Origin of the sequence: Hyphomonas sp. (genome assembly GCF_037969335.1) — a bacterium.
In the GTDB taxonomy this organism is placed as follows: domain Bacteria; phylum Pseudomonadota; class Alphaproteobacteria; order Caulobacterales; family Hyphomonadaceae; genus Hyphomonas.
The window spans coordinates 14,699-38,985 of record NZ_JBBKXE010000042.1 but is presented as its reverse complement, the minus strand read 5'-3'; the positions used below and the strand labels follow the sequence as shown (position 1 = coordinate 38,985).

28 protein-coding genes are annotated in these 24,287 nt (G+C 61.5%); 10 read left to right on the top strand and 18 right to left on the bottom strand.

Annotated features, from left to right (window positions below; all coding sequences use genetic code 11):
- The first annotated feature begins 101 nt into the window (after positions 1-101).
- From map to rnhA, 7 genes are all read left to right on the top strand, one after another.
- Positions 102-923, top strand: a complete 822-nt coding sequence (gene map / locus AADA04_RS03050; protein ID WP_340691761.1) for a type I methionyl aminopeptidase — start codon at positions 102-104, stop codon at positions 921-923.
- Positions 924-926: 3 nt separating this feature from the next.
- Positions 927-1,628, top strand: a complete 702-nt coding sequence (radC, locus tag AADA04_RS03045; protein ID WP_340691760.1) for a DNA repair protein RadC — start codon at positions 927-929, stop codon at positions 1,626-1,628.
- Between the two features lie 104 nt (positions 1,629-1,732).
- The gene (locus AADA04_RS03040) at positions 1,733-3,238 is read left to right on the top strand and encodes an MFS transporter (protein ID WP_340691759.1); all 1,506 of its coding nucleotides are present in this window, start codon (positions 1,733-1,735) and stop codon (positions 3,236-3,238) included.
- Positions 3,239-3,283: 45 nt separating this feature from the next.
- Positions 3,284-4,765, top strand: a complete 1,482-nt coding sequence (locus AADA04_RS03035) for an MFS transporter (RefSeq protein ID WP_340691758.1) — start codon at positions 3,284-3,286, stop codon at positions 4,763-4,765.
- A 9-nt stretch (positions 4,766-4,774) separates the two neighbouring features.
- Positions 4,775-5,761, top strand: coding sequence for a homoserine kinase (locus AADA04_RS03030; RefSeq protein ID WP_340691757.1), 987 nt, complete (start codon positions 4,775-4,777; stop codon positions 5,759-5,761).
- A 19-nt stretch (positions 5,762-5,780) separates the two neighbouring features.
- The gene (locus AADA04_RS03025) at positions 5,781-6,341 is read left to right on the top strand and encodes a hypothetical protein (protein WP_340691756.1); all 561 of its coding nucleotides are present in this window, start codon (positions 5,781-5,783) and stop codon (positions 6,339-6,341) included.
- 41 nt (positions 6,342-6,382) lie between these two features.
- A complete protein-coding gene (gene rnhA / locus AADA04_RS03020; RefSeq protein WP_340691755.1) occupies positions 6,383-6,826 on the top strand; it encodes a ribonuclease HI in 444 nt (147 codons plus the stop codon).
- On the opposite strand, the gene mnmH is transcribed toward rnhA, so the two are convergent.
- Complete coding sequence (gene mnmH, locus AADA04_RS03015) at positions 6,823-7,875, bottom strand: tRNA 2-selenouridine(34) synthase MnmH (protein ID WP_340691754.1); 1,053 nt, start codon at positions 7,873-7,875, stop codon at positions 6,823-6,825. The two genes, rnhA and mnmH, sit on opposite strands and share 4 nt — an antisense overlap.
- A 78-nt stretch (positions 7,876-7,953) precedes the next feature.
- Here mnmH and selD point away from each other — a divergent pair, with 78 nt between their 5' ends.
- Entirely contained in the window at positions 7,954-9,006 is a 1,053-nt protein-coding gene (gene selD / locus AADA04_RS03010; protein WP_340691753.1) for a selenide, water dikinase SelD, read from the top strand.
- Positions 9,007-9,009: 3 nt separating this feature from the next.
- On the opposite strand, the gene AADA04_RS03005 is transcribed toward selD, so the two are convergent.
- The 15 genes from AADA04_RS03005 to AADA04_RS02935 all read right to left on the bottom strand — a co-directional run bounded on the left by AADA04_RS03005 (position 9,010) and on the right by AADA04_RS02935 (position 19,697).
- Entirely contained in the window at positions 9,010-10,251 is a 1,242-nt protein-coding gene (locus tag AADA04_RS03005) for a patatin-like phospholipase family protein (protein WP_340691752.1), read from the bottom strand.
- A 191-nt stretch (positions 10,252-10,442) separates the two neighbouring features.
- Entirely contained in the window at positions 10,443-11,153 is a 711-nt protein-coding gene (locus tag AADA04_RS03000; protein ID WP_340691751.1) for a response regulator transcription factor, read from the bottom strand.
- Between the two features lie 135 nt (positions 11,154-11,288).
- Positions 11,289-12,128, bottom strand: a complete 840-nt coding sequence (locus tag AADA04_RS02995; RefSeq protein WP_340691750.1) for an AAA family ATPase — start codon at positions 12,126-12,128, stop codon at positions 11,289-11,291.
- Between the two features lie 4 nt (positions 12,129-12,132).
- Positions 12,133-13,143 carry a flagellar biosynthesis protein FlhF-like protein gene (locus tag AADA04_RS02990; RefSeq protein WP_340691749.1) on the bottom strand — a complete coding sequence of 337 codons (1,011 nt, stop codon included), beginning with the start codon at positions 13,141-13,143 and terminating at the stop codon, positions 12,133-12,135.
- Between the two features lie 208 nt (positions 13,144-13,351).
- The gene (gene fliN, locus AADA04_RS02985; RefSeq protein WP_340691748.1) at positions 13,352-13,615 is read right to left on the bottom strand and encodes a flagellar motor switch protein FliN; all 264 of its coding nucleotides are present in this window, start codon (positions 13,613-13,615) and stop codon (positions 13,352-13,354) included.
- Positions 13,616-13,677: 62 nt separating this feature from the next.
- Complete coding sequence (locus tag AADA04_RS02980) at positions 13,678-14,055, bottom strand: hypothetical protein (protein ID WP_340691747.1); 378 nt, start codon at positions 14,053-14,055, stop codon at positions 13,678-13,680.
- Positions 14,052-14,975 carry a FliG C-terminal domain-containing protein gene (locus AADA04_RS02975; RefSeq protein ID WP_340691746.1) on the bottom strand — a complete coding sequence of 308 codons (924 nt, stop codon included), beginning with the start codon at positions 14,973-14,975 and terminating at the stop codon, positions 14,052-14,054. The genes AADA04_RS02980 and AADA04_RS02975 overlap by 4 nt, the downstream gene beginning before the upstream one ends.
- Complete coding sequence (locus AADA04_RS02970; protein ID WP_340691745.1) at positions 14,972-15,646, bottom strand: hypothetical protein; 675 nt, start codon at positions 15,644-15,646, stop codon at positions 14,972-14,974. Before AADA04_RS02970 ends, AADA04_RS02975 begins: the two co-directional genes overlap by 4 nt.
- A gap of 109 nt (positions 15,647-15,755) precedes the next feature.
- On the bottom strand, positions 15,756-16,028 hold the full coding sequence (locus tag AADA04_RS02965; RefSeq protein WP_340691744.1) for a DUF1153 domain-containing protein: 273 nt from the start codon (positions 16,026-16,028) through the stop codon (positions 15,756-15,758).
- A gap of 206 nt (positions 16,029-16,234) precedes the next feature.
- Positions 16,235-17,047, bottom strand: coding sequence for a phosphotransferase (locus AADA04_RS02960; RefSeq protein ID WP_340691743.1), 813 nt, complete (start codon positions 17,045-17,047; stop codon positions 16,235-16,237).
- Between the two features lie 9 nt (positions 17,048-17,056).
- The gene (locus AADA04_RS02955) at positions 17,057-17,317 is read right to left on the bottom strand and encodes a hypothetical protein (RefSeq protein ID WP_340691742.1); all 261 of its coding nucleotides are present in this window, start codon (positions 17,315-17,317) and stop codon (positions 17,057-17,059) included.
- Positions 17,318-17,322: 5 nt separating this feature from the next.
- Positions 17,323-17,967, bottom strand: a complete 645-nt coding sequence (locus tag AADA04_RS02950) for a hypothetical protein (protein WP_340691741.1) — start codon at positions 17,965-17,967, stop codon at positions 17,323-17,325.
- A gap of 13 nt (positions 17,968-17,980) precedes the next feature.
- Positions 17,981-18,787 (bottom strand): pyrroline-5-carboxylate reductase, encoded by an 807-nt coding sequence (gene proC / locus AADA04_RS02945; protein WP_340691740.1) that lies wholly within the window; start codon positions 18,785-18,787, stop codon positions 17,981-17,983.
- Between the two features lie 25 nt (positions 18,788-18,812).
- Entirely contained in the window at positions 18,813-19,316 is a 504-nt protein-coding gene (locus tag AADA04_RS02940; RefSeq protein WP_340691739.1) for a YbjN domain-containing protein, read from the bottom strand.
- A gap of 111 nt (positions 19,317-19,427) precedes the next feature.
- The gene (locus AADA04_RS02935; protein WP_340691738.1) at positions 19,428-19,697 is read right to left on the bottom strand and encodes an accessory factor UbiK family protein; all 270 of its coding nucleotides are present in this window, start codon (positions 19,695-19,697) and stop codon (positions 19,428-19,430) included.
- Positions 19,698-19,786: 89 nt separating this feature from the next.
- Between AADA04_RS02935 and lgt the strand changes: the two genes are divergently transcribed.
- Complete coding sequence (gene lgt, locus AADA04_RS02930; protein ID WP_340691737.1) at positions 19,787-20,746, top strand: prolipoprotein diacylglyceryl transferase; 960 nt, start codon at positions 19,787-19,789, stop codon at positions 20,744-20,746.
- Positions 20,747-20,752: 6 nt separating this feature from the next.
- Positions 20,753-21,808 (top strand): SAM-dependent methyltransferase, encoded by a 1,056-nt coding sequence (locus AADA04_RS02925; RefSeq protein ID WP_340691736.1) that lies wholly within the window; start codon positions 20,753-20,755, stop codon positions 21,806-21,808.
- On the opposite strand, the gene AADA04_RS02920 is transcribed toward AADA04_RS02925, so the two are convergent.
- Both AADA04_RS02920 and panD read right to left on the bottom strand, forming a co-directional pair.
- A complete protein-coding gene (locus tag AADA04_RS02920) occupies positions 21,805-23,763 on the bottom strand; it encodes a S9 family peptidase (RefSeq protein WP_340691735.1) in 1,959 nt (652 codons plus the stop codon). The genes AADA04_RS02925 and AADA04_RS02920 overlap by 4 nt on opposite strands.
- 97 nt (positions 23,764-23,860) lie before the next feature.
- Positions 23,861-24,217: an aspartate 1-decarboxylase gene (panD, locus tag AADA04_RS02915; protein ID WP_340691734.1), complete on the bottom strand. Its 357-nt coding sequence runs from the start codon at positions 24,215-24,217 to the stop codon at positions 23,861-23,863.
- Positions 24,218-24,287: the final 70 nt, after the last annotated feature.

The following is a 24,287-nucleotide window of genomic DNA, read 5'->3' as shown; positions in this document are numbered from 1 at the left end:
CTTCTCTGATTTGACCGCGATCAGACTGAAACCGCCATGAAAGGTGGAAATTTCGGTCACAATCTGCCACATAAGGAAACAGATATCTGAAAGCACGATCCATGAACGATACAACAGCTCTCCTGCCCATGCGCACTGGCGAAATCCGCATCCACGATGCGGAAGGTTTTGAAGGCATGCGCAAGGCGGGGCGTCTGGTGGCCGAATGCCTCGATATGCTGGTCGGCGAGGTCAAACCGGGCGTCACCACGAAGCATCTCGACGATCTCGTGCGCGAGTTCGTCCTCGATCACGGCGCCGAGTCGGCAACGATCGGCTATCGCGGCTACCGCCACGCCTCCTGCATCTCTGTGAACCATGTGATCTGCCACGGCATTCCTGGCGCGAAACCGCTGAAGGAAGGCGACATCGCCAATATCGATGTGACCTGCATTCTCGATGGCTGGCATGGTGACCATTCGCGCATGTATACCGCCGGCGGTGTGAAGCGGAAAGCCGAACGCCTGATGGACGTTACCTACGAAGCCATGATGGCTGGCATCAACGCCGTGAAGCCCGGCGCGCGTTTCGGCGACATTGGGGGTGCCATCTCCGAAATCGCCCATCTCAACCGGATGTCGGTCGTTGAGGATTTCTGCGGGCACGGCCTGGGCCGCCTTTTCCATGACGAGCCGAATGTTGTTCATTCGTCCGCCTATGGCACGGGCCCGGAACTGAAGCCCGGCATGTTCTTCACCGTCGAACCGATGCTGAATATCGGCCGCAAGGATGCGGCCATCCTGCCGGATGGCTGGACTGCCGTGACACGGGACCGTCAATTGTCGGCCCAGTTCGAGCACTCGATTGGCGTGACGGAGACCGGGTTCGAGATATTCACCCAGTCGCCCAAGGGCCTGCACACACCCCACACGGTCAAGCAATAGGCCATGCCGGGGGGCGACAGCCAGCCGGATCCCAAACCCCATTGGCAAGGCCATCGCGAACGCCTGCGAGGCAAATTGCTCAAACGCGGCGCCGGCGCGCTGGAAGATTATGAGGTGATGGAAGTCATCCTCATGGCCTTCATTCCCCGCCGAGACGTCAAGCCCATCGCCAAAGCGCTGATGACACGGTTCGGCAGCCTGTCGGGCGTGCTGGCCGCGCCATCAGCTGATCTCGTGAAAGTCGACGGCATCGGTGAAACGGTCGCCGCCTATCTCAAGGCAATTGCCGAATTGCAGTCGCGCGCATCCCGTGAGGAGATAAGGAAACGCCCCGCCATCTCATCCTGGTCGGCGCTCATGTCCTATGTCCGCACGGAATTGCAGCATGAAGGCCGGGAACAGTTCCGGGTCTTGTTCCTCGACCGCAAGAACCAACTCATCGCTGACGAAGTGCTGGGGCACGGCACGGTTGACCATGCGCCTGTCTATCCGCGCGAGATCGCTCGGCGCGCCCTTGAGCTCCAGGCATCCAGCCTGATCCTGGTCCACAATCATCCCTCCGGCGACACGACGCCCTCGCGCGCAGATATCGACATGACCCGCGAGATCATCAATGTACTCGACCCTTTGGAGATCACGGTTCACGACCATCTGATCGCCGGAACCGGCGGTGTGACGAGCTTCCGGACGGCGGGCCTGATCTGATGGTTACGTTGCGATAAGACTTGCGGATGGTCGGCAGGCCGCTACCGTGTCGAAATCGAAAACGCGCCGTCAGAGTGCGACACTTTCAGGGAGGCTGACAGCGCATGACCGACACCACTGCGGGTAACACCGTTGCGAACGGACAAATCACTGGTTTTGGGACCAAGGGCTACCGTTCGTACGTATTGATCGCGCTCATGCTGATCTACACGCTGAACTTCATCGACCGTACGCTCATTTCCGTCGTTGCCCAGCCGATCATCAACTCATTCAGCCTGACTGACACCCAATGGGGCCTCCTGTCGGGTCCGCCATTTGCCCTGTTCTACGCCCTGATGGGCATCCCGATCGCGATGTGGGCTGACCGCAGCAACCGCGTGATGGTGATCGCCGTCTGCGTTATCATCTGGTCGATCATGACCGCCCTTTGCGGCATGGCGACGGCCTTTGTCTGGCTCCTCATATTCCGGGTCGGTGTTGCGATTGGCGAGGCTGGCTGCACGCCGCCCGCCAACTCCATCATCACCGACTATTACCCACCCAAAAGCCGCGCCAATGCCATCGGCATCTATTCCATGGGCGTGACGCTCGGCGGCGTTCTGGCCCAGCTGTTCGGCGGCACGATTGCGTCGATCCAGGGCGCAGACTTTGGCGCATGGATCGATTCCATCGGTCTCGGATTCCTGTTCTCGGGCATGGACTGGACCACGGTCGAAGGCTGGCGCATCGCCTTTGTCGTCATCGGCGCACCGGGTGCCATCATCGCGCTGGTCCTCTGGCTCACCATCAAGGAACCCCCACGCGGCTATTCCGATCCGCCAGACGCTGATCCGACCCGCAAGTCACCCTTCTTCGAAGCGTTCAAGGAATTCGGGGTCAAGCCAACCTTTTGGTGGCTTGGCATGGGCGCCGCGCTGGTTGCATTCGTCGGGTATGGCCTGATCAGCTTCCAGGCCCCCTTCCTCCAGCGTGTGCACGGGATCGACGTGCGCGAAGCCGCCATCATGTACGGCGCACCGCTTGCGGCCTTCGCGGCCTTTGGGACGTTCATCGGCGGCTTCATGTCGGAGAAACTCTCCGGTCGGTTTCCAGCTGTTGTGGCCTGGCTGCCGGCAGTGGGACTGCTGCTCGCCATCCCGGCCTATATTCTTGCCTTCTTCAGCTCGTCACTCACCATAGTCTTCGTGCTCTGGGCAATCGCCGCCGTTGGCCACTATGCTTATCTCGGCGCGCAATACTCTGTCGGCACCGGCATTGTCAGCCCGCGTTCGCGCGCAACGACTATCGCTGTCCTTCTGCTGATCATCAGCCTGATCGGTAACGGCATCGGCCCCCTCTTTGTGGGTGCCATGAGCGACTTCTTCATGGCACGCGAAATCGGCCTGTCTGGTTACGGCGATCTTGCGGCAACCTTCGATCCGAAACTGTGTGGCGCCAAGGTGCTCGAACTCGGCGAGGCTGGCCCCGCCCTGTGCAAGGCCTATGGTGATGGCCTACGCCAGTCCATGGCCGCCACGGTCCTCGTGTTCTTCGCCGCTGCAGGTTGTTACTACATGGCGAGCCGGACCTACATGCGCGACCGGTACAATCCAACACAAGCCACGTCCTGAAGACCTCCGGACGTCGAACCAAATCGTATGAGAGAGTGACCCTGAATGAGCCATTCGCCCCCCGCCGCAAACATCGTCGCGCCCAATTCCGGCTATGGCACAAAGGGCTATCGCTCCTTCGTTCTTGGCGCGCTGCTGATCGTCTATGTTTTCAACTTCATCGACCGTACGATCATCAATATTCTGACCGAGCCGATCAAGGCATCGTTCGGCCTTGAAGACTGGCAGATGGGCCTTCTGGGCGGCCCGGCCTTCGCCGTCCTCTACACGTTCCTCGGCATTCCGATTGCGCGTTTCTCCGAGCGCCACAATCGCGTCTGGATCATTGCAGGCGCCGTGTTCCTTTGGAGCCTGATGACGGCGCTCTGTGGCTTTGCGACTTCGTTCCTAATGCTGTTCCTGTTCCGTGTCGGTGTCAGCATTGGTGAAGCCGGCTGCACACCGCCCGCCAATTCCCTGATCGCTGACTATTATGATCCTCGCAACCGCTCCACTGCCGTATCCATCTATGCGCTTGGCGTGCCACTCGGTGGCATGTTCGCCGCGATCTTTGGTGGCTTCATTGCGGGCAATATCACCGGCGACAATGCCGAGGCACTGTTCCGCGCATGGGGCTGGACCTTCGCGGTCAACGCCGTGGACTGGAGCCAGATCGAAGGCTGGCGCATCGCCTTTGTCATGGTCGGCCTTCCCGGCTTGCTGATTGCCCTGGTCGTCAAACTGGCGGTCAAGGAACCGGCGCGCGGCCATTCCGATCCGGTCGCCCTGCAAGGCATGGCGATGGCAGGTTTTACTGAGGCTTTCAAAGTTCTTCTGAGCAAGCCCACCTATTGGCACATCACGATCGGTGCGACGATCGCCTCCTTTGTCGGCTATGGTGTCGGCCAGTTCACCACATCCTTCCTGATCCGAACGCACGGCCTGACAATTCAACAGGCGGCCCTGTTGTTCGGCATTATTCTCGGACTGATGGCGGCCGTCGGCGTGTTCACCTCCGGCTTCCTGGCCGACAAGGTGGCCAAGCGTCACCCGACGGCATTGTCGTGGATTCCTGCGCTGGGCATGTTGTTCGCGGTGCCATTCTACCTGATCGGCTACTCGGTCGACAGCCTGTGGGTGGCCATGCCGCCGCTGATGATCGCCGCAATGATCCACTATTTCTACCTCGGCCCGATGTACGCCGTTGCCGGCGGTGTCGTCGACAGCCGGATGCGCGCGACATCCGTGGCGATCACGCTGTTCGTGGTCAACCTGCTCGGCTATGGCCTCGGCCCCCCCGTCATCGGCATCCTGTCGTCTTTCCTCAAGACGGTCGCCCTGTCCGGGGCGGATCTCGGCCTGACGCTGGATGCGTGCAAGGCGGTTGCGGAACTGAACGCCGAAGAACTGGCCGCCTGCTCCAGCGCCAACGCCAAAGGCCTGCAGTGGTCCATCCTGATCTTCAGCTGCGGCTATGCATGGGCAGCGCTTCACTACCTGCTGGCCGGCAAGACCTTGGTGCGTGACATGCTCGCCAAGGCCAGCTAATCCGGCCTCATGGCTGTTTATACGCAGGTTTCCGACGAGGCGCTGGCTGCGTTCCTCGCAGAGTACGATCTCGGCAAGCCCCTGGCGTTCAAGGGCATTGCCGAGGGCGTGGAGAACTCGAACTATTACCTCGAGACTACGACGGGCCGCTACATCCTGACCCTGTTCGAGAAGCGGGTGAAGGCAGACGACCTGCCCTATTTCATCGGCCTGAAACAGCACTTGGCCGCCAAGGGCTATCCCTGCCCCGAGCCGATCATGGGCAAGGACGCCACCGCCCTGCGCATGCTGGAAGGCCGACCGGCGGTCATCATTTCCTTTCTTGAGGGCTTGTCACCCCGTCGCCCCAATATCGTCCAGTGCCGCGGTCTAGGCGAAGGCCTCGGCCGAATGCACCTGGCCCTCTCCGACTTCCCGATGACGCGCGAAAATGCGCTGGGTCCGGCATCATGGCCGCGCCTCTGGACGGGCCGTGAGGCGGGCGCAGACGCGTTGCAGGACGGGCTGGCCGCGCTCATCGCCGCGGACCTTGAAGATATCGCGCAGGCGGATCCTGACGCCCTTCCGCTCCCCCGCGGGACCATCCATGCGGACCTGTTCCCGGACAATGCCTTCTTTCTGGGCGACGAATTTTCGGGTGCTATCGACTTCTATTTCGCCTGCACGGACGCGCTCGTCTACGACATCGCCGTCTGCCTCAATGCCTGGGCCTTCGAGGACGGCATGGCGACCGACTCCTCCGGCCTGCAATACAATTTCTCCAAAGGCGCGGCCCTCATCGCCGGTTATGAAAGCGTGCGTCCACTGGAAACCGCCGAACGCGACGCCCTGCCCGTTCTGGCGCGTGGCGCGGCCCTCCGCTTTTTCCTCACCCGCCTCGTCGACTGGACCGACACGCCCGAAAGCGCTCTCGTAAAGCCCAAGAATCCCCTCGAATATGCCGGACGCCTCGCCTTTCATCGCAAGGTGACCAGCGCCGCCGGATATGGTGCCTAAGAGCGAAGCAGGGCCGAGCATGACACAAGAGCCCACAGCCCCGATGACACCCGCCTATGCAGATCCCGTGCGGCGGACGCATATCAAGCGGATCAAGCTCGCCCTGTTCCTGAGCGCGCTCGCCGCCTGCCTTGGCGTCTCCCTGATCGGCGGGATCGGTCTTGCGCTCTTTTTTCTGGTACAAAGTTTCATCGGATTTGACCGGGTCAGCGTGTTTGATTCCAGTTTTGCGGGCGGCGTTATGACGGGCCTGCAATTGTCGGCCATGAACTTCTTCCTCTTCCTGATCACGGTGCCGGCGGCCTGGGCGGCGCTTGGCCTGTCGATCGGACGTATGCCGCATCGCGGAATCGCGGCGCGCCGCCCCTATCTGCGCTGGGGAGCGATTTGGGGTGCCATTCTGGTTGGTGTCACAACCGGCTTTTTTAGCTTCATGGGCGGCGGATTGGCGATGTGTCTGGGCGCGCTCCTGGCCGGGGCAAGTGTCGGCGCGCTGGCCGGCATCGGTTGTGGATTCCTGTTCTATGCGATCGTTCGTCCTGCCGAGCAGCTGCGCGATGTCGACATCAGCGTATTCTGACCTGTCTTGACGCATCCAGCGAAGCCTATCACCTGACACCCATGACTGATCTGATCGAAATCTGGACGGATGGCGCCTGCAGCGGCAATCCCGGGCCCGGCGGCTGGGGCGCGCTCCTCATCGCGGGTGACAATCGCAAGGAATTGTTCGGCGGCGACAAGCAGACGACCAATAACCGCATGGAAATGATGGCGGCCATCGAGGCCCTCAACGCAATCAAGCAGCCATCGAAAATCACGCTCCATGTCGACTCCACCTATGTGAAGGATGGCCTGACCAAATGGATCAAGGGCTGGAAGCGCAACGGCTGGAAGACCGCCGCCAAGAAGCCGGTCAAGAATCAGGACCTGTGGCAGGCACTCGACGAAGCCTGCCAGCGCCATGACATCACTTGGAAATGGGTCAAGGGACACGACGGCGACCCCGGTAACGAGCGCGCCGACGAACTCGCACGGATGGGCACGGACCAGGCGCGCGGGCGCTAGGCCCTTTCGAGAATGGCTTTCGCGGCGCCGGTAATGTCACCCGGCAACAATCCTTCAAGCGGGACCACCAGAACCGGCTTATCCTCGCGCCGCTTGCGGCTGCGCGCATACAGCGGGTCGTAGTGTTCCAGCATCAGGACCTCGGCGAGTTTGCGGTGGTCGCCCGCATCTGCCAGCGCCTGCCACTCGGCCAGCGTCTCTTTCGAATGGAACGGCTTGAGCAGGTCCAGCGACCGGGCAACACTGTCGCGATCACTGACGGCGTCGCCATAGGCCGACACGAGGAACGCGCTGCGAACCGACGCGGGCACGTGGATCTCAATGCGCGGCGCAGCCAGCATCTCGTGCCACAGTCGGCGGGGCACACGACGAACGCCCACACGCGCGGATTCGGCCTCGACATAGACCGAACGCGACAGGTCAAACTGGCGCAGCTGGTCCCATATCTGGGTCTCGAACAGGCGCTGGGCCGGCTGTGGCAGGTTATCAAATCCGCCAAAGGCCGAGCCGCGATGATTGGCAAGGCCTTCAAGGTCGATCACCTGCCCACCTTGCTCCGCGATCGCGTGCAGGATGGCGGTCTTGGCGCTGCCTGTCGGACCGTCGATCAGTACAATGGGCAAGGGGGCCGTGTCCAAGTCGAGCCCCTGAACCACTTCGCGCCGCCAGGTCTTGTAACCGCCTTTGACCAGACCGACCGGCCAGCCCACCGATGACAGGATCGTCGCCATCGCGTTCGACCGCATGCCACCGCGCCAGCAATACACCAGCGGTCGCCACCCACGCGGCATATCGGCCAGTGCGGTTTCGAGATGGCCGGCAATGTTTCGTGCGACGATGGCTCCGCCGACCCGATTGGCCCGAAACGGGCTCTCCTGCTTGTAGATCGTGCCGACTACCGCCCGTTCGGCATTGCTCAGTACGGGCAGGTTGATCGCACCCGGCATGTGGTCGTCCGCGAATTCTGCGGGCGAGCGCACGTCGATGATGGCATCGAAGCGCGACAGGGTTTCGGGGCCAAGGTCAATAACGGTCTCAAGGTAGGGCATTGCATGCACGCTTAGCAGGTTTTCATTGCCTCGCCAGAGGGGGGCGCGCTAAGCCCGTCAGGCAGACAAGGACACATCATGCCCCATACGAAGACAGAGCCGCCGCTGACCTCCCTCGCCCATGGTGGCGGATGCGGCTGCAAGCTCGCACCCAACGTGCTGGCCGACATCTTGAGCGAGATGCCTTTGGCGCTGGGAAGCGCAAACCTGATTGTCGATGCGGCGACCAGTGATGACGCTGCAGTCTACCGCGTGAATGATACAACGGCGCTGGTGGCGACGACGGATTTCTTCACGCCGATTGTTGATGACCCGCACACTTTCGGCCGCATCGCCGCGACGAATGCCCTGTCGGACGTGTTTGCAATGGGGGCGACACCCATCTTCTCGCTGGCCATTGTCGGCATGCCGATTGGCAAGATTTCGAACGAGACAATCCGGGCCATCCTCGCAGGCGGGCAATCTGTAGCGGAAGCGGCAGGCGCACCGATTGCAGGCGGACATTCAATAGATGCCGCTGAGCCGATCTACGGTCTTGTCGCGATGGGTCTGGTCCACCCGGACAAGCTGCTGCTCAACTCCGGCGCGAAGGCTGGTGACGTCTTGGTCCTGGGTAAACCACTCGGTGTTGGCATCTACAGCGCAGCGCTGAAGCGCGGGATCATCGAGGATTCCGACTATGCCGAGATGATCGCCTCGACCACGCGCCTCAACACGCCAGGCAGCGATCTGGCAGGTATGGAAGGCGTGCACGCGGCGACGGATGTGACGGGGTTCGGCTTGCTCGGACACCTGTCGGAGATGTGTCGAGGCGCCGGCGTGGGCGGTGTGATTGAAGCGGGACGGGTGCCCGTGTTCGCAGGCGCGCGGCGCCTGGCCGAGGCGGGAGTCAAAACCGGCGCTTCGGGCCGCAACTGGGACTCGGTGAAAGAGTCTGTCAGTCTCGAGCGGGCGCTGTCCGACGCTGAACTCGACATGCTCTGCGATCCGCAGACAAGCGGTGGGCTGCTGGTGTCGTGTGCCCCCGAGGCGGTTGAACGGGTGCTCGGCGTATTCGCAAGTCACGGACACGCCGGCGCTGCTGTGGTCGGACGCATGGAAGCTGCCAAAGCCGGTGTGCGCGTCGTCTGACGGCTATTCCGTCGCCATCTGAGACGCTGGCTCCAGGGGCAAGGCGCCATTACCGCAATCTGTTCCGGAACTGTCCATTCCGCTGGCCTGGGCGAGCGCGTCCTTGACGTCGAGCCACAGAAGGTCGTTGGCCGCGCAGGCCTGCGCAAAACTGAACAGGTTGCGCATGCTCGCGGTTTCAAAATCGAGCGATCCGGCAAAGCGCATCGCCACCGGAATACTCGCAAATTTGAGTTTCATGCCGTGCTGCGATGCAAAGGACGCGGTCAGCGCCAATTCGGTACGCGCCATGTGCATGAGCACCACGGAAAAGCCCCGCATCGTAATCGGAACCGTACTCACCGGCGTCGCCCGCGGCAGGGTTCCGAGCTGGCCATTAATAATGACGTAGATGTTCACATCCTTCAGCGCGGCCACTTTTTCATCGGTAACGAAAGCCGCATGAGGCGCGATAAAGAAAGGCACCGTCGTGCCGCCGTCCACGTGCATTTCCTGATAGGTGCCGCTGGCCGCGTCGACATCGAACATGACCGGCGGGAAAACCCCCGGCACGCTGGACGATGCGACGAGCACATTCACGAACAGTTTTCGCGCCGGTTCGCCGCCGCGACGGGCGATGGCACCAAGGTCCCAGATCACCGTCTCCTCGCTATCAAGATTGGTCGTTGCGACAAGCAGCATGCGCCCGTCTGTCGCTTCCTTCGCGACGGCATCGACAAGTTCCCTGGTGACGAAATGATCGATAAGATTGCGCAGTGATGCGTCGTCGAACACCCCGGCCCGGAACATGGTGCCGATACCGGGTCGGCCGATGATGCCGGCACTCATGCCGCCTGTATAGGCGTCGGTCAGTTCGTCGTCCCATTCCGGACCGAGAAAGGCGAAAGGCGCGATCAGGGCGCCCGTGCTGACACCCGTCACGATTTCGAACTCGGGCCGCTTGCCCGAATAGGTCAGGCCGACGATGGCGCCGGCACCGAATGCGCCACCGGCACCGCCGCCCGACAGCGCGAGAATGTCGATGGCATCATCACCGGGACGGGCTTGCAGGCGCTCTATCGTGCTCCCCGTGCGCGCCAGGAATTCCGCATTGTCCGAGCCGGACATGCGCACGTCCGGCGCAAACCCGGCGATATAGGCGTGTTGGGACAGATCCAGGACCGGAGCATCTCCGCGCACCAGCGTAACGCAGCCGCCAAGCGCGAGCGCGGCAATGAAGAGGGCACCAAGCTTGATGATCGTCATATCCTTACCCAGTCTGTAAAATCGCCAACTCCGGGAGCAGGTAATGGCGACGATTTCATATTGCGAGACACTGGGTGCCTTTACCTGCAATTTGAAATCTTTTCATGTGTTCCAGATCAAACCTCTGGGCCGGGCACAAAAAAACCCGGCCTTGAGGCCGGGTTTTTTAGAATTCAGTCAATCGCCGGGCTTTAAGCAGCTTCTTCGATCTCGGCCGTTTTCGAGCTCGGGCGCGGATCACGCAGCACGTAGCCACGGCCCCAGACCGTTTCGATATAATGGTTTCCGCAAGCCTGCTGCAGTTTCTTGCGCAACTTGCAGATAAACACGTCGATGATCTTCAGTTCAGGTTCGTCCATGCCGCCATAGAGATGGTTCAGGAACATTTCCTTGGTGAGCGTTGTGCCCTTGCGCAGGCTCAGCAGCTCGAACATCTGGTATTCCTTGCCGGTCAGGTGGACGCGTTCGTCCTCGACTTCGACCGTCTTGGCATCGAGATTGACCAGGATATCACCGGTACGGATCACGCTTTCCGCGTGACCCTTGGAACGACGGACGATGGCCGTAATACGGGCGATCAGTTCGTCCTTGTTGAATGGCTTGGTGAGATAGTCATCAGCGCCGTAGCCCAGTGTTTTCACCTTGGCTTCGATGTCAGGGTTGCCCGACAGGATCATCACAGGCGTGTTCACACGGCCCATGCGCAGCTGCTTGAGAACTTCATAACCGGAGATGTCTGGCAATGACAGGTCGAGCACGATCATGTCGTACTCGTAGACCTTGCCGAGATCGACGCCTTCTTCACCGAGATCGGTTGTATAGATGTTGAAGCCAGCGGCTTTCAGCATCAGTTCGATGGAACGCGCTACAGCGCTATCGTCTTCAATCAATAGGACGCGCATGGCTCGTCTCCCGAATCATTCTTGCGACCAACCTAGTCGCTTTGTTTAACCTTGTGAATCCTACAGGCTGTTTCTTTAACTAAGGTTAACGGCGAGTAGGCACTGCCTCAAATTATTCCAATTTATTCACACTGATTAATAGCCAAGCTCTGCCGCGTGGGCATTGCCTGTCAGCATCTGAGAGATGGCGATCACGTCCTGGATCGGCTGTGCTTGCTGGTCTGTGGAGATCAGCGTCTTCTGACACCGGATGGCATCCCGCACCTTCGGATCGCGCATGACGATGCCGGCAAGGTGTGGACGAAATCCGAGGAAAGTCTGGCAGGCGCGCGCAATTGCTTCATACGTGCGCTGGCCTGCAGCGCGCGTATCCGCCTGGTTGATACAAATCACGGGTTCAACGTTGGGTGCGTATCCGCGCAAGACCTTGATGAAGGCATAGGCGTCGGTCATCGACGTCGGTTCGTCGGTGATCACCATCAATGCCTTGTCGGCCGCACGGGCCAGCCGCATGCAATTGGCTTCGATACCGGCACCAAGGTCGAGCACGACCTGGTCATATTGCAGCGCAAGCGCGGAAAGTCCCGCAGCGAGACGCGCGACTTCTTCAGGTGGCAATTCCGCGAGCGCACCGGAACCGGAGCGTCCGGGAAGCACGTCAAAGCCGCCACCGCCTGCGCCGCCATCAACAGGCGTCACTGCGTCGTCAAGCTCGACCCAGCCCGCCACAACGGCCGCGAGATCCGTCTCCGGAGCAATGCCGAGCTGAACGTCGACATTGGCGAGGCCAAGATCACCATCGACCAGCAAGGTCCGTTTGCCAGCCTGGGCAAAGGCACTGGCGAGCGTGATCGCCATGAAGGTTTTTCCGACCCCGCCCTTGCCACTGGCAACAGCGATGACCGAAGCAGGGGCGACGCGCGGTGTTGGACGCGCTTGCGGACGATCCTGAGATTTTCGAAGCATGAAACTCATAGGGCTACGCGGCTCCTTTCATGGCGATAACATCGCCGGGGGCGTCTTCCATTAACAGGGCAGCCAAGCGCGACGGCGCGGCCGGAACGAGGCCGCCACCGATGAACGGTGTCACGGCCAGATGCGAGAAGGCGATGCCGGCGGAAGACAGCGCGGCAATCGCACCGCCACGACGCCGGACAACGTCCAGCTTGGTCAGAATGGCGCGTTTGACGCCGGCCCGCGCAAAAGACTTGGCGGCTTCGGCCTGGTCTTCGGGATGCCCTTCGGCCGACATGACGAGCACAGGCTCAGCACGGATCACGGCGATCAGGTCCTGCAGGCTGGCCATGTCATCATCGTCAAACGGGTTGATGGCGGGCAGGTCGATAACGCAGCGGCGGTTTTCACTGCGCAGTGCTCTCAGCGTACCGAACAAATCCTCCGGCGTCCGGGCAACGCGGATCTGGTCTTGCTCGAGTTCGAGATACGCGGCGAGCTGGTGTCCGCCAGCCGTGCCGTCAAGATCGGCGGCGACGGGCATGATTTCAGCACGCGCAACTGCGGCGCGACGGGTCAGCTTTGCAGCCGTTGCCGTGCGGCCATGCCCTGGCGGGCCAACGAGAACGATGTCGCGATCGAGGCGTGGAAGAATCGGATCGCAGGCGACGAGGCGCGAGACGCCTTCGGCGATCGCATCTTCCGGGTCGGTATGCTGGATGCCGGAGCGGCCAGCGCTCTCAGCGGCGACGCGGTCAGCGAATCGCTGCGGAGCGCCATGCCAGAGCAGCGCGTCGCGCACCCGGCTGAAGAGAGGGTTTTCGATGCCGCGACCATGATTGTTGCCGCGGGCCTCACGCAGGAACAGGGGCTCGTTCGGCACCATGCCTCCGCCCATCTTGTCGGTGGCCGCGCGCACTTCCACGCCGCCATCAATCTCACGTTCTGAAAGGATAACAGCATCTGAGCCCATTTCGGCGAATATCATCGCCTTGGCGGCCTCGAAGGACTCGGCTGCAAACATCTTCATGCGCATGTGGGCGGCATCCTCGTAAACATCTGGACCTTCCCGCGCAGCCCTCACCACGTGACAAGTCGGTTCATTTCGAAGATCAGTTAACACTCGAAAAGGTTAACAACTTCCTTTTTGACGTTAGGATTTAACTAATATGACAGCAGATTCATGAATGGCACCTGTGCATCCGGGATGCACACCGCCAAGCACCTGAATTTATTGGAAAAGCCTAGGCGGCCGCCCGTTCATCGACGATTTCGGACAGTGTGACACCCAACTGGCCGTCCGCAACGACAAGGCGTCCACGCGCCATCAGGCGGTCAGAAACGTAAATATCGATGGTTTCATTGGTGCGGCGCTCGAGTGCGACCACCTCACCGGGAGACAGCGCCATCAGTTCCTCAATCGGCATGCGCACCTCGCCCAGGACAATGTCCACACGCACAGGCACGTCCATCAGTGACTTTTGCAGGGCGGGGTTGGCTGGTTGCATGAACTGATCGATCCTGAATGCTGCCGCAGGCCTAGAGTGTAGCGACTGTGCGTGTCAAATCCTTAACGCTCGGCAAACAGGTCGCCCTGGCCGTCGACAATGCGCTGGGCGGTGGCGTTGATGAGGTCAAGCGCAACCGCGATATCGAGCCCTTCATAGGCACCCGCTTCAAGGTGCCGCGCGAGCGACACCAGGTCGGTGAGCGCGTCGTTAAGGCTGTGCGTCACGGCCTGGAGCCGCTCTTCAGCCTGCAGTGATTCGAGGCGGGCCGCTTCAGCAAGGCCCTCGGAGCGGGCTTCGGACAGGAGGCGCGCGAGCTCCGGGCCGGTCAGCGTCAACTGGCCTTCGGTAGGCAGAGCCGGTTGCTCGGGTTCTGGCGCGAGTGTGAAATCACTGCGGAATTCGAACGGCTGCAAGGATTTGACAGCGCGCTGCGTCATTCCACCAGGTCCTCGTCTTCGATCTGGTTGCCGACACGAATGTCGCCCTGTTCGATCAGCTTGCGGGCCAGCGAGACAAGCTCGTGGCGCGCCGCGTCCACTTCGCTGCGGCGGGTGCCGCCCTGGGCAGATATTTCTTCGCGCAGCAGCTCTCCGGCACGCCGTGTCATGTTGGCAAAGAAAGCCGCGGCCGTTTTTTCGGAGGCGCCTTTCAAGGCGGTAACCAACGTCGCGCGTGCACCTGCCGACAACAGCGTCTGCAGGCCGGCCGCATCAAGACGAGCAAGATCGTCAAACGTGAACATGAGGGCGCGGACTTTTTCGCCCGAGCCGGGTTCGGCGTTTTCGAGCGCTTCCAGGAAGACCTTTTCCGAACGGCTGTCGAGACCGTCAAAGATGCGAGCGACGCGCTCGTGGCCACTGCTGTTGCCGTCTCCGACCATGCTGTCGAGGCGTTTTGCTATGAGCGATTCTAGGCTTGCGCAGGCCGCCGGGTGAACCTGGTTGATGTGCAGGAGGCGGTGCATGGCGTCGATCGCCACCTGGGGATTGAGCGCGCGTAGCAGTCTCGCGGAGGCGTTGCCGCTCAGTTGCGACAGGATAAAGGCGATCGTCTGGGGATGTTCGTTGGCAAACAGCGCGGCGAGCGTTCCCGTGTCGATCGCCGACAGGCGCGACCAGACTGACCCGGTCGTGGCGGCAGCCGGACGCAGACGGCGGTGCGCTTCGACAAAACTGCGCGCCGCTTCCGATTCCCCGTCCATACTGTCGCCAAGGGCATCCATGGCGGCAGTGAGGGCGCGGGCTTCGTGTGGGTCGAGCTCGGCCCATATGCCAGCGGCCTCAGGCCCAAGGGCGCGCATCAGGCGCGCGGACCGCGCCAGGCCTTCACCTGCAGAGACAAGGGCGAGCGCGCTCATGCTGCGTCGGTCCTGTTGGTCATCCATCCGCGCAGGATGTCAGCCGCGCGGGCGGGATCCTTGCGGGCCAGTTCAACGGCATCGCTGGGTGGCAGCGCCGTCCTGACAGGATGAATGGGAGTCGGGGCAAGGGTGCGCTCGGGGGCGCCCGCAAGGGCGCGGAGCGGCGCCTCTTCAACGGTTTCGAAGACCATTTCAGCGCGTGGCACGAAAGCCAGCCAGCCGAGCAGGCCGGCGAGCAATGCGAGGAAGGACAGTTCGCCATAGGCCGCCGCGTCGGGACGCCCGGGCGCACCTTTCGCAAACACAGCTTGCTGCATCACGAACAGGTCGCCTGCCATGACATCGAGACGGGCCGCTGCAGTCACGAGACTTTCGATGGTCGAAGCCTGTTCGCCTGCTTCAGCGTCGAGCAGGACGAGCACGGTGCGTCCACCAGTCGCCGACGTGTTGACGCTAATGCGGGCATTGCCGGGGCCTGCGACGGGCTCGATGATGTTCATCAAGGAGGCCTCGAGCGGCGTCGCTGTCGCCGGAAGCGGATTGTCGGAGGTGAGCAGCGCGCTGCCGCGCCAGGCCAGAAGGCCAAGGGCGATTACAAACGCAGCCAGCGCGAGCGCCCTTGGTGAGGGCCCCGCGCCGGGATTGAGTTTGCTGGATCTGCCTGCCATCAACCGCTCCTGAATTCCCCGGCTATCCGGAGTCCAGTCATGGTGATAGCCGCCCGCCCGTAAATTTGTCTTTAACGGGCGGAGCTTCGATAATCAGGAGACCGAAAGCTTAGCGGCGGTATTTCTGGAGCCGCGTTGTCCGCAGGCCCTTCACGCCATGACGGGAATACAGCTTTTCCCAGCCTTCGAATTCCTCGTCCGTCAGGTTGTAACGGTCGCACGCGGCTGAGCGCGACAGCAGGCCACCTGAAACGGCTGCGACGACTTCTGCCTTGCGGCGCGTAACCCAGCGCGAAATGCCGGGCGATGGCAAGTCTGCCAGGGTGAGCATCTGCCCGTCAGGGCCTTTGACGCTCGTCAGTTTTGCGTTCTGCGTATCCATATCCACACACCATCTGCTTCGGTAATGCCACGACCCGACTTCTTCGGACCCTCTGGCAACAGGTGTACACGAGCGGATTTAAGCTCACGCATAAGCGGACGTGTGAGTTTCGCACCGCGCGTTAGGGGGATGTTCGCAAACCTGTCCCGCACCGGGACAAATCACCGATTCCACCCGAATTCGCTGCACATTGGATTAAAAAAAGTTCAGGTCAGAAGGACCAGCGCATCATTGTCGCGCGCCTGCGCGGCATGCCTGCGAAGCATGGTGAGGAACATCTCATCGCCGCGCTCAGTCTGCTTCACGAGCATGGCCGCGCCGAAGGCGACCGACATGCCATAGAAGGAATACCAGCGATAATGATCGTACAGGTCTTCGAAACTGTAGCTGGAGATGCCAGCCTCTGTGAGGCGCTCATGATAGTAACGCAGCAATGCCTGCTCATGCTTCGGGCGCTCCTCGCGCGTCAGCCCGGCCCCGATGAAATAGGCGACATCATTGGCCGGGGCGCCTTTGGCAGCTGTCTGCCAGTCCACCAGGGCAATCGGCTTCGGTGCGCCGGGCTTGCCGAACAGCATGTTGTCGAGCCGGAAATCATTGTGCGTCAGCGCGAACGGGCCAGGCCGCACTTCGCCCCAGCGCGGCAGCGCAGCCGAATAGGCATCGCCGACCTCGATCACGTCTGTCGTCAACTGCGCCGCATAACGCGCCTTGAACCCGGTCCACAGCCCGGCAACCTGTTCTGACGTCAATACGGGTGGCGGCGATGTTTCAGAGCCCTGAAGCCAGTCATGCTGATCAAGGCTCTCATCTCCCCAATATGCGGCGTGCAGGACCGCTGCCGAAGCCAAGGCCAACTCGGCTTCGGCGACCGAGCATCCCTTGAGCTGGTCACCCTGTTCCGAGGGCGCCATGTCTTCCATGATCAGGGCGAACCGGTTCGTCGCCGCGTCATAGTCTGTGTAATAAGCCGCCGGGGTGATCTTGCCTGCCACTTTCGGAAAGGTGCGGTAGAACATGACTTCGCGCTAGTAATGGCCAAGCATGGCAGCCGTCGCGAGACTGGCCTCGCTCCCAGACGGAAACTTGCCGACCAGCGTGTCCGGCGCATCGTCACCCTTGCGGGAATAATCAAACACGAAGCGGACATTCTCGCCGATCTGGCCGGTGCCAATCGCCTTGGCCGTCAGGCCTTTGACGTCGGCATCGATACCGATGGTTTCAAACAGGTTGTTGAACCACGCTGGCGTCAGTTCCAGCGGGTTACCGTCGAGTCCCGGACGGGCCATATATACTACTCCCCTGTGGCACCGTTTTCCGGTGCATCATTTTCTTGTTCTGGTTCTTGTTGTTGCGTGGCGGACTTTCCCGTGAAGCGGGACACCCAGCCCATGCGCTCCTCGGCCGCGCGCAGCGACTTGTCGAGCGCGGCCATGGTCAGCGCGAAGTCGCCGCTGGTTTCCTTGCGCCAGGCGCGCTCGGTGCGGGCGATCACGAACGCGATGCCCAGCACTTTCAGGCCGAGCGGTGCGCCGCTGTCATCATCTAGACCCGCGGACGCGAGCGCCCAGCGCGCCGACGCAGCGCGAGTCGCTGGCAGGCGCAACAGGATCGACGGCTGGGTTTCACGATAGCGCAGGAGCGACTTCAGTCCGTCGCGATAATCTTCCATCGCCTCGAAGCGCAGCATGATGACTTCAAACAGGCGTTCGCGTGGCAGGTCATCTGTTGCAATGGCCTCGGCGGACATGGCCCGGTCGAAATGCGCGTCGACCGCACCGGCCAGCGTGTCGCGCGTTGCGACGCCATGAAAATCATTGAGGGTGAGCCCGGCCTTTGCCGCAATCTCGCCAAGCGTGAGTTCGGACCAAGGCTTCGTGGCGGCGAGATCGAGCGCGGCGAGCAGTCCCTGCTCGATGATACTTGTCGTTCGCGCCATGACCTCTCCTGCGTCAGTCCTTTTGGCGAGAGAGGTCCTTTTCGCGGTTGGCAGCGGCGCACAGGGCCTTTCTCATCAGGACCGGCATCCCACCTTCATCCATGAGGATGTCAAGGGCGGCCTGGGTGACTCCGTTGGGTGAAGTCACTGCTTTACGTAGGGCGTCCGGGGCCTCTCCGGTGGCTTCCATTAGGGCAGCCGCGCCGATGACCGTCTTGCGGGCAAGGCGGGCCGACAGGTCGGCCGGCAGGCCTTCAGCTTCGCCTGCCATCGCCATGACTTCGGCCAGCAGGAAGACATAGGCCGGGCCGCAACCCGATACGCCCGCAGCCGCCGAGATAAGCTTCTCGTCTATCGGGCCTTCCACGCCACCCAGTGGCAGGAGCAACTCGGTTGCCAAATCGATGTCGGCAGGATCAGCGCCCGGCGGCGCGGTAATCACGGTAACGCCCTGCCCGATGGCGCCTGGCGTATTCGGCATGGCCCGCACCACGCGCGTCGACTCGAAGCTTGCCGCCAATTGCTTGAGCAGGACCCCGGCCATGACGGACACGACGAGCGTATCTGGCCCGATAAAGGGCGACGTTTCTGCGATGGTGGTCGCGAAGACTTGCGGTTTCACCGACAGGACCACGATATCAGCCGGCGCAGATTCCGGATTGAGCGTGACCTTGCCGTCTGCGGCCCAGCCCGACACTTCATCCGATGGCCTCGGTGTGACGATGATGATCTCGGATTTGGTCCCGGCGGCCAGCCAGCCTCGCACGAGGGCAGCGCCCATACGTCCGGCGCCGATCAGGGCAATGGTCGGTGCAGGCATTCTCCAATTCTCCGTGGAGGCAGTATCAGGCTTCGCCGTGGGTTTCGAACATCACGGCTTCGATCGCTTCGCGCGGTGACTTGCCAGCCCAGATCAGGAAATTGAAAGCAGGCACGAACCGGTCCGCCGCGCTGATAGATGCCGCAATCGCGGCGCGCGCTTCGCCCGGCGAGACTTCATCGCGGTCGAGCATCGAGAATGTGTAGCGGAAAATGATGACGCCTTCGTCGGCCCAGTAATCAAAATGGCCGAGCCAGAGGCGTTCATTCGCCATCATGATGAGTTCGGCAATCGCCGCGCGGCGCGCAGGCACCGGTTTCACATCAAGCGTCATCGAATAATGGATAGCCGACGGATCAGGGCGATAGGCAAACAGAGCGCCCATGTCGCCCCACTTGGTTTCCGCCACGGCCTGGATCGTGCCGTCCTCGTCGCGGTCGTACTGCCATCCAGCCGTTTCGAGGGCTTCTTCGACCCGCTCAAGCGGATCAGGCAGATCGATCTCAGCGCGGGAGAGATCAAGGCTCATACGGTTCCCCTTTCGGTCGCTCGTGCACGGTGCAGGATTCGCACGAGGAGGCCAAGGGCCACTAAGCAAGTGAGCGGACGCGCGTCCACCCGGTTCTGCAGGCTTTACGGACTATTCCTCAGCTTTCGCCCTTTTCGGCTTCGCCGCTGCTTCCAGTTTTTCGATGCGCGATTCGAGCGATTCGACGCGCTCAAGCGCGGCTGTGGCGAGGGCTTTCAGGGCCTCGACTTCATCGCGTCCGGCCAGGTCCATATCGGCGATCAGGGCCCGCACTCGCGACTGGGCGGCGGTCTTGGCCTCCTCGCCGGCGGCGCGGGCAGCGCCCATCGCGCCAGTCATCAGACCGGCAATGTCATCGAGCAGTGGATTTGTGTTCGCCATGAGGCTACTCCTTCGCGCGGGGGCGGCTGGGCCATGATTGGCAGCTGCCTAACAGATAGGACGCGTTCCAGACAGGGAAAAGACGCCGCATGACAGACCTCCTGACCCTGATCGCCCTGCCCATGGCAGCCGGCGGCCTGCCTTTTCCGGAATTCAGCCCGGCGCTGGTCTCGATCGACTTCGGTTTTGTCGGCCTCGGCACCTTTCATCTGCGCTGGTACGCCCTCGCCTATATCGCCGGCATCATGCTGGCCTGGCAGTACGCAACGGCGCTGATCAACCGCCCGGCCATGTTCGGCGGCAAGAGCCCTGCAACCAAGGACGATCTCGACGACATCATGTTCTGGATCATCCTCGGAATCATCCTCGGCGGACGGTTCGGCTACGTCCTTTTCTACATGGTCCCCTACCAGCAGGACGTAATCGCGGCGAACCCGCTGAGCGTGCTGAAGATATGGGATGGCGGCATGTCGTTTCATGGCGGCCTGATCGGCGTGACACTGGCCATCGTGATGATCGCGCGCCGGCGGAAGCTGAACCTCCTGCCGCTCGGCGACATTGCCGGCGTCGTGGCGCCGATCGGGATCATGTTCGGGCGGTTGGCGAATTTCATCAATGCCGAGCTCTATGGCCGCAAGACCGACAGCGCGCTCGGCGTGATCTTCCCCGAGGGCTATGTCCCCGGCTCGACGCCGTCGGCCTATGACTGGGTTGCGAAGCAATGGGTCTATACGGGCCACGAATTCGCTCGTCATCCGAGCCAGCTCTATGAAGCCGTACTGGAAGGCCTGCTGCCGGTGGTTGTGGCATCGCTGCTGATCTGGAAATTCGGTGCATTGAAAAAGCCCGGCCTGATCGCGGGCCTGTTCCTGCTGATGTATGGCACGGGCCGCTCCATCGTCGAGAACTTCCGCTTGCCGGACTCTTTTGCCAGCGACCTGCCCTTCGGCCTGACCATGGGCATGATCCTGTCGGCACCGATGTGGATCGGCGGCGCGTGGCTGGTCTGGAATGCCCTCAAACCAAAGCCCCTGCACTCACCCGACTAGACTGACATGACCCTAAAAGAACGCCTTATCCGCCTGATCGAAACCGGCGGCCCGATCCCGGTTTCGACCTATATGCAGCTCGCCTTGCACGACCGGCAGGACGGCTATTATGCGACGCGCCCCGGCCTTGGACGCGACTTCATCACCGCGCCGGAAACGAGCCAGGTATTCGGCGAATTGCTGGGCCTTTGGGCGGTGCATGAATGGCAGGCAATGGGGTCGCCAGACGCCTTCTGCCTGGTCGAGATCGGCCCCGGTCGCGGCGTGCTGATGCAGGACGCGCTGCGCATGGCCTTCGTCGCCGGCGGCAAGCCGTTTGCCGATGCGATGCAACTGGTACTGGTAGAAGCGAGCCCGGCCCTGCGCGACGTGCAGGTGGAACGGCTCGCGATTTATGAACCGCAATTTGCCGAGCAGGCGTCCGAAGTGCCGGACCTGCCGACCATTATCCTCGCCAACGAATATCTCGACTGCCTGCCCGCCCGCCAGTTCCGGCGCGACGGGGAGGAATGGCACGAATGTGTCGTGGGCCTCGATACAGACGGCGCGCTGGCCTTCGGCCTCGCAGCTGACGGTCGCGCAGCGCCCGAAGGCGCGGCAAAGTCAGCGCCCTGCGTGGAAGTGCAGACGGGCCTCGACATTCTCATCGCCGAACTTGCGACGCGGGCGGCGAATGGCGCGCCCGTGCACGCGCTGTTCATCGACTATGGTCCGGCCGATGCAGCGCCGGGGGATTCCCTGCGCGCTTTCAAGGACGGCGTGCAGGTCTCGCCGCTTCACGCACCGGGCGAGACGGACCTCACCGTGGACGTGGATTTCGGGCGGCTGAAACGGCTGGCCGAAAGTGCGGGTCTCGATGTGACCGGACCCGTGCCGCAGGGCATGTTCCTGCTCGGACTCGGCGCGCAGGCGCGGCTCAACCAGCTCGTAAAAGCAAACGAGGACGATGGAGACGTGATCTTCAGCGCCGCCCAGCGCCTGATCGACCCGAAAGACATGGGCGAGCGCTTCAAGGCGATCTGTATTTCCAGCAAGGGCCTGCCGAAACCTGCGGGTTTCTAGTCAGCGCCGATATGCGCCTCGACAAAGTCCGACATCGCGCGAAGCGTTTCGATCCGCGTGTCGCCATCCGACAGCCAGTGATCCTCGCCATCCAATGTTACGAACGCCACGGACTTGCCTTCCTTGATGAGCGCCTTCTCCATCACTTCGCTCTGGCTGATCGGAACAATCGTGTCGTCCTTGCCATGGATGAGCAGGACAGGTGCTGCGAAAGTTGCAGCGCTGTTGACGGGTGAAATATCTTCCAGTTTCACCTTCTCGGCCTTCGGGTCGCCGATGATTTCTTTCCAGTAATCGACCGCCCAATGCCGATGCCCGCGCCGTTTGCTGACGTCCCGGATCATGCGCGGCAGGTCGCTGACCGGCGCGACCGCAACGACGCATTTGTAAAGGTCCGGCGTATAGGCACCGCCCGCGAGGGCGGAATAGCCGCCATAGCTCGCGCCAACAATGCAGATGCGTCCAGGATCGACAAAACCACCTTCGGTCAGGATCGAGACGCCATCTGACACATCATCCTGCATCTTGCGGCCCCACTCGCCATCCCCGGCATGCAGGAACTCAGCACCGTACCCGGAAGACCCCCGGAAATTCGGCTGGAGAACCACATAGCCACGATTGGCAAAATACTGCGCCATCCAGTCAAACCCGATGGCATCATAGGCGGCGGGCCCGCCATGTGGCATTACAACGAGCGGCAGGTTCTTGCGATCTTCCGCTGGCACCCCTGCGGGCCATGTCAGGACAGCCGGAATTGTCAGCCCGTCCCGCGCGGGATAACTGACGCCAACGATTTCACCGATGGCCTCTGCCGGAATATCGTCGCGCTGCATCACAAGCCCTGTGATTTTTCCGGTTGCCCGGTCTTGCAGGATATATTTGCCGGGCGTGTCGCTGCTGTAGACTAGATAGACGATCTGCTTCCAGCCGTCGCTGTTCGAAACGATATGCACAGCCGAGTTGCTGAACGTTTCGACAAGCGACTGAACAGCGGCATCAACCTCGGGATCATAGAAATGATAGCTCGGCAGGGCGCCGGAATATTTCACGCCTTCGACAAACCGGTTATGATCGGAATAGATTCCATCGATGTCCACACCCGCCCGCTCCAGCACCTGCGCGGAAACATTGCCCTCGAAATCCATTTCATAGATCGCATCGAAACCATCATTGTCCTCTGACGTGTCGACGAGGATCAGAGCCGATCGGTCGGGCTTAATGCCGAGAAGTGAAAACGGGACCCGCGAAGCGTCGGTCTCGTAGATCTTACGGGACTTACCAGAGACTTCGGTGAAGATGCGATACACGTCCTGCTTGTTGTCATAGTCTTCGCGCGCGAGAACCGTTCCTGCTTCATCCACGAACCAGTCGATCGTGTTGGATGTGCCCTTCCTGAAAACCTTGCCGCGTCCGGTATCGAGGTTCACCTTGAGCAGATCCATACGCGGCGGCGAAGAAATGGAACTCACCGACATGTAAGCTGGCATAAGAACATCACCCGGCTTCTTGTACTTGCCGACAATGCGCCCAAGTCCAGACTGGGCCGGAAACAGGTCTCTGGTATCTTTCAGCAATGTGGCGAGCTCATTCTTGCGAATGTTCACCGAAAAGGCCGCCGAATACTCGAAGTCTCCGCGAAAACCCATGAGGTGGGTCGCATCCGACGCGATGAATACGACATGGTCATTGTCAGCGAACCAGAGATCGCGCGTTGCGATCTCGTCGATGACCATCCGCGGCTCGACCGTATTGGTCGCGACATCAAGCGTGGTGATCACGTCCTTGCCGCCGACGCGGGACACGAAGGCAACAGTTGTCCCGTCGGGCGAAATCGCCATGCTCCGGACCATCGCAAGCTCACCATAGGCTTCCAGTGGCGGGTGAGGCACCTGCACCTGCGCCTGCGCGGCGGCGCCTGTCACAAACACGCATAGCGCCGCCAGTAATGCCCGCATAACCAATCTCCCCGACCTCTTTTCCGGGAAGGCTAGTCAACCATGCCGCCAATGGCAATCAGCAACCATTGCGTGTGCGCGCGTGTGAAAAAGCGGATCAGGCTGGCAGCTTGATCGCGTTGGCATCGTCCAGCAACACGACGGTCGGGGCATGCTGGCGGGCCTTTTCGGCCTCAATGCTGGCGAAGGCCGCAATGATCACCTTGTCGCCCACAGCGAAGTGGCGTGCAGCCGCGCCGTTGACGCCGATCGTGCGCGAGCCGCGCGGCGCTTCGAGCGCATAGGTCTGGATGCGCGCGCCATTGGTGACATTCCAGATGTCCACGCGTTCGTGCGGCAGGATGCCGGACGCGTCCAGCAGGTCCTGATCGATGGAAACGGAGCCTTCATAATGCAGGTCACACTGGGTGACGGTGGCAGAATGAAGTTTGGCTTTCAGCATGTTGAGCAACAAGAAGTGCCCTCCTGGCGATTGGACAGCGTGGCAAATATGCTCACAATGAGTATATGGGGTTCTGCTGCCC